The sequence below is a fragment of the Dinoroseobacter shibae DFL 12 = DSM 16493 genome, assembly GCF_000018145.1.
Classification (GTDB): Bacteria; Pseudomonadota; Alphaproteobacteria; order Rhodobacterales; family Rhodobacteraceae; genus Dinoroseobacter; species Dinoroseobacter shibae.
Genome location: NC_009952.1, coordinates 3,496,978 through 3,509,060 on the forward strand (window position 1 = coordinate 3,496,978; position 12,083 = coordinate 3,509,060).

The following is a 12,083-nucleotide window of genomic DNA, read 5'->3' on the forward strand; positions in this document are numbered from 1 at the left end:
GGCACTGGCCCGCGCGCGTCATGGACTGAGTCGGGACGCCGTGGATGCAAAGCGCTGAAATCGAGAGCAAGCTCGCCGCCGAACGGCGCGCAAGACTGACCGCGGAGCGCCTGCTCGCCCAAAAACAAGAAGAGCTTTACGCCGCGAATCAAAAGCTCTCCCGGCATGCATTCACCCTATCCGACCAGATCGTCGAGCAGCGCCACGCCGCCGAAGAGCTGAAGGACGAGAATTTCCAGGTCAGATCGGACCTGCGGCGGGCGGAACAGCGGCTGTGGACCTCGTTCGAGACGATAGAGGATGGCTTCGCGGTGTTCGATGCCTCGCGGAGGCTGGTCCTCGCCAACCCGGCCTATGTGTCCATCTTCGACGGGCTGGAGGATGTGGCGCCGGGCATCGGCTATGCAGAACTCCTGCGGCTCTGCGCCGAGGAGGGGATCATAGATACCGAAGGGCTGAGTCGTCAGGACTGGTGCGCGCAGATGGAGATGCGCTGGAACGGAGCGCAGATCGAGCCTGCGGTGGTGCGGCTCTGGAACGGGTTTTCCATCAAGCTGGTGGAGCGGCGCGGCGAGGACGGCGACATCGTCAGCCTGTGCCTGAACATCACCGATACCATCAAGCGCGAGCAGGAACTGACCCTCGCACGGACCCGGGCCGAGGCCGCCAATCGCGCGAAATCCGCCTTCCTCGCCAATATGAGCCACGAGTTGCGCACCCCGATGAACGGTGTGGTCGCCATGTCCGAGCTGCTCAACGAAAGCGCGCTGGACGAGGAGCAGGCGCTTTACGTGGAGACGATCCGCAAATCGGGCGAAGCGCTTCTGGTGATCATCAACGATGTGCTCGACTACTCCAAGATGGAAGCGGAGAAGCTGCAACTGCATCCCGCGCCCTTCGACTTGGAACGGTTGATGCATGATGTGGTGATGCTGACCAAGCCCACCGCACAGGAGAAGTCGGTGGACCTGATGCTCGACTACGACATCTTCCTGCCGAGCCATTTCATCGGCGACCAGGGGCGGTTGCGCCAGGTAATGACCAACCTGCTAGGCAATGCGGTAAAGTTCACCCTGGAGGGACATGTGCTGATCCGGGTGATCGGGATGCCGCCGGAAGACGGCACGCAGGAGATCATCGTCAGCATCGAGGATACCGGGATCGGCATCGCGCCGGAGATGATCGATCACATCTTCGGCGAGTTCAACCAGGCCGAGGACGAACGCAACCGCGCCTTCGAGGGCACGGGCCTGGGGTTGGCCATCACCAAGCAACTGATTGACCTGATGGGTGGCGAGATCTGGGTGGATTCCGAGATCGGCGAAGGCTCTTGTTTTTCGTTCCGGATCGCCTTGCCACTGGATGCCGCAGACGGGGAGCCGCCCCTGTCGGTGTCGTCCGAGCTGCGCCGGGTGCTGATCGTGGAGGAAGGCGAGTTGAACCGCTCGATCCTGGAGCGTCAACTGGCACCCTTGGGCGTGTCCGTGGCGCTCGCGACCTCGGCCGAGGAGGCGTTGAGTTATCTGGATGCCAATCCGGATGTGGACGCGGTGCTGACCGATCTGGTCATGCCCGGCCTGTCGGGCAGCGAACTGGCCCGCCGCGTGCGGGATCGGGTGGGAGGGCCGCCGGTGATCCTGCTCAGCTCGGCGATGCTGGGGCAGTTGACTGCAGAGGATCGCAACCTGTTCGAGGTGACCTTGAACAAGCCGGTGATGCGCGCCGATCTTTATGCGGCGCTGAATACCCTTGCCCAGCGGAACAAGGTGCTGAAGCTCACCGATCCGATCACCGAGGACGCAGGCCCTCCGGCCGGTGCGGAGGTGATCTCAATGATCCCTGCTTCTGCCCCGCCCGCCCTGGACCCGGTGGTGGAGCCGGGGCCGTTCGTGTCGGCCCGCGCCGCCAAGGTCGCCCGGGAGGCGACACCCGCATCTTTCGTGTCGGCCAAAGCCACGCAGCAGGCGCCGGACCTGCCCAAAGTCCCGGTGGCGCCACACGACGGGACCATGGATCCGGACCCCGTGCAGGAAACCGACGCGCCGGTTGAAGCCCCGGCCCCGAGAGATGTCGCGCCTGCAGAGGCCGAAGTTCCCATACGCAAGACCAGCGTGCTGGCAGCCGAGGACAACAAGACGAACCAGCTTGTGTTTCGCAAGATGGTGAAGGGACTCAATATCGATCTGCGCTTTGCCAACAATGGCGAAGAGGCTGTCGCCGCCTTTGAAGAAGACCGTCCGGACATGATCTTCATGGATATCTCGATGCCCAAGATGGACGGGATGGAGGCCACCCAGAAGATCCGCGCGCGGGAGGCGGAACTGAGCCTGCCGCCGGTGCCGATCTGCGCGCTGACCGCGCATGCCATGGACGGCGACGCAGAAAGGATCCTTGCCGCCGGATTGGATCACTACCTGACCAAACCGCTGAAGAAGACGGAAATTCACGCGCGTATCGAGGCGCAGGTCCCCGCGGGGCGTTTACCCCTGATCGAGGAGCGCTAGGAGGCGAGTTCGCGCGCAGCCGGGGCGGCCTCGGGATAGGGGCGGACGAAAACCGGCGCGGTTTCGGTGCTCTGATCCGGGACGAAGCGGTAGCCGCCGGTCTCGAAATCGCGCAGCCCATCGAGGTTGCGCACCCGGTTCTGAACGATGAAGCGGGCCATGGCGCCGCGGGCTTTCTTGGCAAAGAAGCTGACAGTCTTGGTCGTACCGTCGCGGTCTTCGAGGAAAACGGGCGTGACCACGGGAACGGAGAGTGCGCTGAGGTCCACCGCGCCGAAATACTCCTGCGAGGCGCAGTTCACGAGAAGGCGACCGTCGGTCGCCTCAGCGGCACGGTTGAGCGCCGTCGCGATCCGGTCGCCCCACCAGTCATAAAGCGTCTTGCCCCGTGGCGTCGCGAGGCGGCTGCCCATTTCGAGCCGGTAGGCCTGGATCAGGTCGAGCGGACGCAGCACGCCGTAGAGACCGGACAGGATGCGCAGGTGATCCTGGGCGTACGCCATCTCGTCGTCCGAAAGGCTCCGCGCCTCCAGCCCCGTGTAAGTGTCACCCGCGAAGGCGAGCGCGGCGGGGCGGGCGGTCTCGGTGTCGGCCTGTTCAGCGAAACTGGCGAAGCGGTCGAGATTCAACACCGCGAGCTTCTCGGACAGGCCCATGAGCTTGCGCAGATCGGCCACGTCGAGCTCCCGCGCGACATCCACCAAAGCCATTGCCTCGTCCTGGAATTCCGGCAGGGTCGCGCCCGCGGGCGTCGCCACATCCCAATCAAGACGTTTGGCCGGGGAAATCACGGTCAGCATGGGCGGTCTCCTTCTTGGTCTGCCAATACCTAGGGTGCAGGGCGCGTCCGGTCCAGCGTCACGCCTCGCGCAGCACCTCGAGAAAGGCCGCGCCGAACCGTTCCGCGCGACGGTCGCCCAGGATGCGGACCATATCATCCTCATCCCGCGGCCGGGTCTCGGCCACCCGCGACAGGATGGCCGCGGAACAGCTGAGCGGCTTGTCCGTGCCTGCCGCACCGCGCAGCAGGGCGGCCTGGGCTTCGAGCAGGCGGTCATAGGTGCTGCCGGCCGCACGCCCGGCCAGCTTGCGGCGCGCGGGATGGGCCGGGGTCGGTCGGTCGCCCGCGATGACTTCGAGAAAGGCCGCGCCGTATTTTTCCAGCTTCTTGGCCCCCACGCCGCTGATACCCGCGAAGGCATCGAGGGTGTCGGGGCGCCGTTCGGCCATCTCGATCAGACTGCGGTCGGTGAAGATCACGTAGGCGGGGACCCCGGCGGCCTCGGCCAGGGCGCGGCGCTTGGCCTTGAGCGCCGACAGGAGCGGCGCGTCCTCGTCCGAGACCAGCGCACGGACGGCGGGGCGGTGGGCGGCCTTGCGCAGGGTGTCACGGCGCAACTCGATCGTGGTTTCCCCGCGCAGGAGCGGGCGGGCCGCGTCGGTCATCACCAGCGCGCCGTGGCGGGCAGCATCGGGGCGCAAGAGGTCATGGCCCATCATTTGCCGGAACACACCCTGCCAGGTGCGTTTATCCAGATCGCGGCCCACGCCGAAGGTTGGCAGGTCTTCGTGCCCGCGCTGGCGGACCTTGTCGGTGGCGTTCCCGGTCAGGATGTCGATGAGATGCCCCGCGCCGAAGCTTTCCCCCGTACGCAGCACCGCCGAGAGTGCCTTGCGCACCGCATCGGTGCCGTCGAACACCTCGGGCGCGGTGTCGCAGAGATCGCAGTTTCCGCATGCTGCGCTGTCCTCACCGAAATAGGACAGCAGGACCTGGCGGCGGCAGCGCAGCGCCTCGGCCAGACCCAGCAGCGCGTTGAGACGGCCGTGATCGGCACCTTTGCGCTCGGGCGGGGCGAGGCCTTCGTCGATCTGGCTGCGGCGCAGACGGATGTCGTCGGGGCCGAAGAGCGTCAGGGTCTCGGCCGGCGCCCCGTCGCGGCCCGCGCGGCCGATCTCCTGGTAGTAGGCCTCGATGCTCTTGGGCAGGTCCGCGTGGGCGACCCAGCGGATATCGGGTTTGTCGACGCCCATGCCGAAGGCCACGGTGGCCACGACAATGAGACTGTCCTCGCGTTGAAACCGGGTCTCGACGATGCGGCGGTCCTCGGCCTCCATCCCGCCGTGGTAGTGGCAGGCCATGTGCCCGGCCTCGCGGAGGGCCTGGGCGAGGCCCTCGGTCTTGGCGCGGGTGCCGCAATAGACGATGCCGGACTGACCCTTGCGGGCCCCGGCGAAGTCGAGGATCTGCCGCCGGGGGCTGTCCTTGGCTGCGAAGGCGAGGTGGATGTTCGGGCGGTCGAACCCGCGCAGGAACACGCGCGGGGCCGTGTCGGGGAAGAGGCGCGCGATGATCTCGTCACGGGTTTCGGCATCGGCGGTGGCGGTAAAGGCGGCCACCGGCACGTCGAGCGCCCGGCGCAGATCGCCGATGCGCAGGTAGTCGGGGCGGAAGTCATGGCCCCATTGGCTGACGCAGTGCGCCTCGTCCACCGCCAGGAGGCCGACCCCGGCGCGGGACAACAGGCGGACCGTGCCGCCATGGGCGAGGCGTTCGGGCGCCATGTAGAGGATTTTCAGCGACCCGTCTTCGAGGGCTTCGAACACCGCGTCGGTCTCTTCGGGCGTGTTGCCGGAGGTCAGTGCCCCCGCGGCCACGCCCGCCTCGCGCAACCCCCTTACCTGGTCGCGCATCAGGGCGATCAGAGGCGAGATCACCACGGTCAGCCCCTCGCGGGCCAGCGCAGGCAACTGGAAGCAGAGCGATTTGCCGCCGCCCGTGGGCATGATCGCCAACACGTCTTCGCCCGCGCAAACGGCATCGACCACTTCTTCCTGGCCGGGGCGGAATTCGGAGAATCCGAAGACTGACGACAGGATCGTGTCGGCGGAGGGCATGGACCTGTTTACCTGAGACTGCTCTTTTTTCAGAGCATCCCATACTCCCTATCGTGGAGCAAGGTCGCCGGACCGCAATATGTCAGTAAAAGGCGGCGATGTTGTTGGTCAGGATGATCCGCACGGCATAGACCGCGAGCAACACGATCAGCGGGGCGAGATCGAGCCCGCCCATGTTCGGCAGAAACGCTCGCACGCGGGAATAGATCGGTTCCAGAAGCCGCTCCAGCCCGTACCAGATCTGGGCGACGAGGGACTGGCGCAGATTGAGCACCTGGAAGTTGATCAGCCAGCTCATGATGATGTGGACGATGATGATGAACCACACCACGTCGAGGATCAGCATGAGGATCTGGAAAAGCGATTGCATGGGCGGTCTCCGTCGCGTTTTCCAAGACCTATGCGTCACCGCCGGTCTGTGCAAGCAGGGGACGCGAGGTCACGGTTGACGCGGGCGTCACCCGGAGCGAAGTGCAACCGGAAGGAGCCTGCCCATGTACCCGATCTTCCGTTTCCTGTTCCAGAGTTGGCGCGCCTCGAACCTGCCGCCGCTGGAGCCGCTGGGCACCCATGTCAGCCACCATGTCTGCTGGCCCTGGGACCTGGACCTGTTTCTGGAGCTGAACAACGGGCGGACCCTGACCCTGTTCGATCTGGGCCGCATCCCGCTGGGGCAGCGCGCGGGGCTGCTGGCGCTATTGAAACGCGAGCGCTGGGGGTTGACCGTGGCGGGGTCGGTCGTGCGGTATCGGCGGCGGGTCCGGATGTTCGACCGGATCGAGATGCGTTCCCGGCTGATCGGGTGGGACGCGCGGTTCACCTATATCGAGCAGATCATGCTGGTCCGGGGCGTGGTGACGAGCCAGGCGGTGTTCCGCACTGCGGTGACCGACGCCAAGGGGATCGTGCCGACGCAAAGGTTGATCGACGCGCTGGCGCCCGGGTTGGCCACGCCGGATCTGCCGGACTGGGTGCAGGCCTGGATCGCGGCAGAAGACCTGCGCCCCTGGCCTCCGGCGCTGGCGGGCTGAGAAACCTGTTGCCCTCGGCGTAGGGCTTTGCGCTTAATCGCGCGAGCAGGCGGAGGGCTTAATGGAAGCGGCGAGAAAACGCATAGCGGGCTGGATGATGTTCGATTGGGCCAGCCAGCCCTACAACACGCTGCTTCTGACCTTCATCTTCAGTCCCTATTTCGCGACCGTGGTCGGCGACCCGGTCGCGGCGCAGGCGATGTGGGGCTACATGCTGACGGCGACGGGGTTGACCATCGCGGTGCTGGCCCCGGTCCTGGGCGCGCTGGCGGACCAGGCCGGGCGGCGGATGCCGTGGATCCTCGCGTTCTCGGTGCTTTACCTCGTGGGTGCGAGCATGTTGTGGATCGCGGTACCGGGGGCGGAGGCGGTGGTACTGATCCTGTTCTGTTTCGGGCTTGGCCTGATCGGGATGGAGTTCGCCACGATTTTCACCAATGCGATGTTGCCGGATCTGGGACCGAAGGCGGAGTTGGGACGCATTTCGGGCACCGGCTGGGCCGTGGGCTATGCCGGTGGAGTCGTCGCGCTGATCCTGATGCTGCTGTTTTTCGCGGAAAACGAGGCGGGGGTGACCTTGCTGGGTATCGCGCCGGTCTTCGGGCTGGACCCCGAGATGCGAGAGGGGACGCGCAGTGTCGGGCCCTTCGTGGCGCTGTGGTTCGTGGTCTTCATGATCCCGTTCTTCCTGTGGGTGCGGGAAACACCGCCCGTGCCGCCGCGCCGGACGGACCTGCGTGCCGGGCTGAAGGGGTTGGCGGACACCTTACGGCGGCTGCCGGGGCAGCGGAGCCTCGCGGCCTATCTCGCGTCGTCGATGTTCTACCGCGATGCGTTGAACGGAATGTACACCTTCGGCGGGATCTATGCGCTGGGCGTTCTGGAATGGAGCGTGATCGACATCGGGATCTTCGGGATCATGGCGGCGATCACGGGCGCGGTTTTTGCCTATATCGGCGGGTTCGCGGACCGCGCCTTTGGACCCAAGCCGGTGATCGCGGTCTGCATCGTCATCCTGACGGGCGTCGGGATCACTATCGTGTCAGTGTCGCGCGAGGCGGTGTTCGGGATGCCCGTGGCGCCGGACAGCACCTTGCCGGACACGATTTTCTACATCTGCGGGGCGTTGATCGGCGCGGCGGGCGGGGTGTTGCAGGCCGCAAGCCGGACCATGATGGTGCGCCAGGCCAGCCGGGGGCGGATGACGGAGGCTTTCGGGCTTTACGCCCTTGCAGGCAAGGCGACCTCGTTCCTGGCGCCGCTGACCATCGCGATTGCCACCGATCTCAGCGGGACGCAAAGCGCGGGGCTCATTCCGCTGATTGCCCTCTTCCTCTGTGGTTTGGGTCTGCTAAGGTTCGTGCATCCGGACCCTGAGACGAGCAGCCCATGATCCGTTTAATCGCCGCGTCCTTGTGTGCCGCGCTATTTTCCACGCCCCTCGCGGCGGAGCCGAAGGCAAACGCCCTGTTCGGAGCGGAGGCGCGTGGCTCGCCACACCAGCCGGCTGCGATCGGCACCTATGCCAAGGGGTGTCTTGCCGGGGGTCGGCAACTGGCCGAGACCGGTCCGACATGGCAGGCCATGCGCCTGAGCCGCAACCGCAACTGGGGCCATCCGGAGGCGATCGCCTTTGTCGAGCGGCTGAGCCGGTTCGCCGCGACGCAGCCCGGCTGGAAGGGTCTCTATATCGGCGATATCAGCCAGCCGCGGGGCGGGCCGATGACCTCGGGCCACCAGAGTCACCAGATGGGGCTGGATATCGACATCTGGATGCTGCCGCCGAAACGGCTGAACCTGAGCCGGGCCGAGCGGGAGAAGATCAGCTCGGTGTCTGTGCGGTCGCAAGACCAGCGGCGGGTGAACGGCAACTGGACACCGCAGCATATGGAAATCCTGAAAGCCGCCGCGGAGGACCCTGCCGTGGACCGGATCTTCGTCACCGCACCGGCCAAGATCGCCATGTGCAACGCGGCGCGAGGCAACAAGAAATGGCTGCAGAAGATCCGCCCACTCTGGGGGCATCATTATCATTTCCATGTTCGGCTGAAATGTCCGTCGGGGATGGGCGGGTGCCAGACCCAGACGCCCAGTGTGCGCGATCTGTCCAAGGGCGGCACGGGCTGCGACGAGACCCTGAACTGGTGGGTCACCGATGCGCTCGACCCGCCGAAAAAGACCGTGAAACCCGCCAAGCCGGCGCCGAAACGGCCCAATGCGCGCGATTTCGTGCTCGCCGATCTGCCGCAGCAATGCCAAACCGTCCTCGCCGCGCGCTAGCGGTCTGTTGCCTGGTCCTGTGGGCTTCGACCGCGGGTGCGGCGGAGCTGGTCGGTCGGATTACTTGGACGGATCCTCACCCGCTTTTCGGGGGGTTTTCCGGGTTGGCGGTGGCGGAGAACGGGACCGACATCGTGGCCCTCGGAGACCGCGCGGTGCTCGCCGATGGGGTATTGAGCCGCGATGCGAACGGTAACCTGAACGGGATCACGCGCGGTCGACTGATGCCGCTGCTTCGGAAGAACGGTGATGGTCTGCCTGAGTATTTCAGGGATTCGGAGGGGCTGCACCGATATCCCGATGGTCGGTTGCTGATTTCCTTTGAAGGCTATCACAGGGTGGAACACCATGACCCCGAGACAGGACGCATGCTGGGCCGGTTACCCCGTCCGGCCTTTTTCGACGAGTTCCAGAACAATTCCAGCCTCGAAGCACTGGCCGCTGACAGTCGTGGCTGGATCTACATGGTGCCGGAACGCTCAGGCAAGTTGGACCGGCCCTTTCCGGTTTACCGCTTCGACGGCGAGGCATGGAGCGTACCCTTCGCCCTGCGGCGGGACGGGGATTTCCTGGTGGTCGGGATGGATTTCGGGCCGGATGGGCGTCTTTACCTGCTGGAGCGTGCGCTGCGCGGCCTGTTCTTTGCCACGCGGGTCCGACGGTTCGAGATCGCCGAAGGTGCGCGGGTGGTTTCGGAAGAGACGCTGCTGGAGACCGCCGCCGGCACCCATGATAACCTCGAAGGCATCTCGGTCTGGCGAGATGGTGCGGGAGACATCCGCATAACCATGATTTCCGACGACAATTTTCGTTTCCTGCAGCGCACGGAGATCGTGGAGTACCGGCTCGACTAGGGTTGCGGGCCTGCGCCACAGGCGTTAGACCGCACTATCCGCGCCCCCGGCGCCAAGTCTCCGCAACCTTGTAAAAACGGACCACAGACATGACCCGTATTCATCTGCCCGGCATCGTCGCCATGGCGGCCATCGTCGTCGCCTCCAACATTCTCGTGCAATTCCTCTTCGGCAACTGGCTGACCTGGGGCGCGTTCACCTATCCGCTGGCGTTTCTGGTCACGGACCTGATGAACCGGCTCTACGGGGCGCAGGCCGCGCGTCGAGTTGTGGCCGTGGGCTTTGCCGTCGGCGTGGTCTGCTCGTTGATCGGCACGCAGATCATGGGTGAATTCGGCCCGCTTGTGACCCTGCGCATCGCCATCGGCTCGGGCCTCGCGTTTCTGACCGCACAGCTTGTCGACATCGCCGTGTTCAACCGGCTGCGCGAAGGCTCCTGGTGGCGGGCACCGCTGGCCTCCACCCTGGTGGGATCGAGCCTGGATACGGCAATCTTCTTCACCATCGCGTTCTCAGGCGCCCTGACTTTCCTGGAACCGACAAACGACGTGTCCTGGGCCGGAGAGGCGGTGCCGCTGCTCGGTCTGGGGCCGGTCGCACCGCTTTGGGTGTCGCTGGCCGTGGCGGACTTGATGGTCAAGCTGTCGCTCGCCATTCTGGCGCTCATCCCGTTTCGAGTGATTTTGCGCCGCCTTCGCCCAAACCTAGCATAAAAAGTTTTGACATACACAAAATCTGTGGCAGCATCTCCTGAGGTTCAACAAACGAAAGGAGGTGATCCAGTGTCTAAAAAGGTATTGGAGAGAGGTGTCGGGACAACTGGGGAGGCGCGCCTCTGAGGCAGCCCTTGGCGACGTGATCGCCCCAGCGGATCGGTTTGCACGACAGGCTTATCTAACCGACCCCACCTCCGAAACTTTCGGCTGGGCCGCCCCGAACCGGGCGGCCCTTTCGCATTCAATACGGGCCTTTTCGACCTTGTGACATGTCCCGAAATGCGGTTTGCAACCCCGGAGGGCGCGCAGCACTGTGCGACCAGGCAACGGAGCGGTGTCATGTCCGAAACGATCATCCTGGGATGGGAAGAATGGGTGAGCGCGCCGGGACTGGGCCTGCCTGCACTCAAGGCGAAGGTGGATACCGGCGCGCGGACCTCGGCGCTGCATGCGTCGGTGATCGAGCCGTTCGGGCCGCCGGATGCTCCGCAAGTGCGGTTCCTGATCCAGCCTGATCCGGACAACCCGGGGCTGGAGATCACCTGTTCCGCCCCGGTGACGGATCGGCGCAACGTGACCAGTTCGAACGGCGAGACGGAGTTGCGCTTTGTCATCCAGACCGAGCTGCAGATCGGCGACCGGCGATGGCCGGTGGAGATGACCCTGACGAACCGGGACCAGATGGCCTACCGGATGTTGTTGGGCCGAACCTCGATCACCGAAGGCATGCAAGTCGACCCCAACAGTTCGTTCGTGCAGCCGGAGTTGAGCTTCGATCTCTACAAGGCGATCCCGCGCAAACGGCCGACCAAGCGCCCCCTGCGCATCGCCCTGCTGACCCGGGAGCCCGACAACTATTCCAGCAAGCGATTGATCGAGGCCGCTGAAGCGCGCGGCCACGTGATCGAGACCATCGACACCACGCGCTGCTACATGCGGATTGGCGGCGTCGCGCCGGAAATCCATTATGACGGCAAGGTCCTGCCCCGGTTCGATGCGGTGATCCCGCGGATCGGGGCCTCGGTCACCTCGTACGGCATGGCGGTGCTGCGACAGTTCAAAGGGACCGGGGCCTACTGCCTGAACTCGGCCGATGCGATCGGGCGGTCACGGGACAAACTGCTCGCACATCAGATCCTGTCCCAGGCGCAGATCCGGATGCCGGTGACCGCCTTCGCCGCCTCACCCAAGGATACCAAGGATCTGGTCGGGTTGGCGGGGGGTACGCCGCTGGTGGTCAAGCTGCTGGAAAGTACGCAGGGGCGCGGCGTCGTTCTGGCCGAGACGCGCAAGGCGGGCGAAAGCCTGATCGACGCCTTCCGGGGGCTGAACGCGAGTTTCCTGGTGCAGGAATTCGTGGCCGAGGCTGCAGGTTCGGACCTGCGATGTTTCGTGGTGGGCGGCAAGGTCGTGGGCGGCATCAAGCGCACCGCGGCGGAAGGCGAGTTTCGGTCGAACCTGCACCGGGGCGGATCGGCGAAATCCGTGCGCCTGACCAAGGCGGAGCGCGACGTGGCAAGACGTGCGGCGCGGGAATTGGGGTTGCAGGTCGCCGGCGTGGATATCTTGCAGAGCTCGGACGGGCCGAAGGTCCTGGAGGTGAACTCCTCCCCCGGGTTGCAGGGGATCGAGACCGCCACGGGCAAGGATATCGCCACCATGATGATCATGCATCTGGAGGCGCAGGTCCGTCCCTTGGCACAGTTACGCGAAGGCGGACTCCGCAAGCCGAAATCCGGCAAGCGGCTCGCCTGAGCGGGCGGGATTGCGTATCGTAAGGCAAGCTTGACGGCGGAGACG

General features: G+C 65.3%; 10 protein-coding genes. 7 read left to right on the plus strand and 3 right to left on the minus strand.

Annotation, left to right across the window (positions count from 1 at the left end; genetic code table 11):
• The first annotated feature begins 44 nt into the window (after positions 1–44).
• Entirely contained in the window at positions 45–2,504 is a 2,460-nt protein-coding gene (locus tag DSHI_RS16890) for a response regulator (protein WP_012179992.1), read from the plus strand.
• On the opposite strand, the gene yaaA is transcribed toward DSHI_RS16890, so the two are convergent.
• From yaaA to DSHI_RS16905, 3 genes are all read right to left on the minus strand, one after another.
• On the minus strand, positions 2,501–3,304 hold the full coding sequence (gene yaaA, locus DSHI_RS16895) for a peroxide stress protein YaaA (protein ID WP_012179993.1): 804 nt from the start codon (positions 3,302–3,304) through the stop codon (positions 2,501–2,503). The two genes, DSHI_RS16890 and yaaA, sit on opposite strands and share 4 nt — an antisense overlap.
• A 58-nt stretch (positions 3,305–3,362) precedes the next feature.
• The gene (recQ, locus tag DSHI_RS16900; RefSeq protein WP_012179994.1) at positions 3,363–5,402 is read right to left on the minus strand and encodes a DNA helicase RecQ; all 2,040 of its coding nucleotides are present in this window, start codon (positions 5,400–5,402) and stop codon (positions 3,363–3,365) included.
• An 82-nt stretch (positions 5,403–5,484) separates the two neighbouring features.
• Positions 5,485–5,772, minus strand: coding sequence for a YggT family protein (locus tag DSHI_RS16905; RefSeq protein ID WP_012179995.1), 288 nt, complete (start codon positions 5,770–5,772; stop codon positions 5,485–5,487).
• Positions 5,773–5,896: 124 nt separating this feature from the next.
• Here DSHI_RS16905 and DSHI_RS16910 point away from each other — a divergent pair, with 124 nt between their 5' ends.
• The 6 genes from DSHI_RS16910 to rimK all read left to right on the plus strand — a co-directional run bounded on the left by DSHI_RS16910 (position 5,897) and on the right by rimK (position 12,038).
• The gene (locus tag DSHI_RS16910) at positions 5,897–6,433 is read left to right on the plus strand and encodes a thioesterase family protein (RefSeq protein ID WP_012179996.1); all 537 of its coding nucleotides are present in this window, start codon (positions 5,897–5,899) and stop codon (positions 6,431–6,433) included.
• A 61-nt stretch (positions 6,434–6,494) separates the two neighbouring features.
• Positions 6,495–7,826 (plus strand): MFS transporter, encoded by a 1,332-nt coding sequence (locus DSHI_RS16915; protein WP_012179997.1) that lies wholly within the window; start codon positions 6,495–6,497, stop codon positions 7,824–7,826.
• Positions 7,823–8,713: a penicillin-insensitive murein endopeptidase gene (gene mepA / locus DSHI_RS16920; RefSeq protein WP_012179998.1), complete on the plus strand. Its 891-nt coding sequence runs from the start codon at positions 7,823–7,825 to the stop codon at positions 8,711–8,713. Before DSHI_RS16915 ends, mepA begins: the two co-directional genes overlap by 4 nt.
• Complete coding sequence (locus tag DSHI_RS16925) at positions 8,686–9,567, plus strand: esterase-like activity of phytase family protein (RefSeq protein ID WP_012179999.1); 882 nt, start codon at positions 8,686–8,688, stop codon at positions 9,565–9,567. Before mepA ends, DSHI_RS16925 begins: the two co-directional genes overlap by 28 nt.
• Positions 9,568–9,656: 89 nt before the next feature.
• Positions 9,657–10,280, plus strand: a complete 624-nt coding sequence (locus tag DSHI_RS16930) for a queuosine precursor transporter (RefSeq protein ID WP_012180000.1) — start codon at positions 9,657–9,659, stop codon at positions 10,278–10,280.
• Between the two features lie 342 nt (positions 10,281–10,622).
• Positions 10,623–12,038, plus strand: a complete 1,416-nt coding sequence (rimK, locus tag DSHI_RS16935; RefSeq protein WP_012180001.1) for a 30S ribosomal protein S6--L-glutamate ligase — start codon at positions 10,623–10,625, stop codon at positions 12,036–12,038.
• The last annotated feature ends 45 nt before the right edge of the window (positions 12,039–12,083 follow it).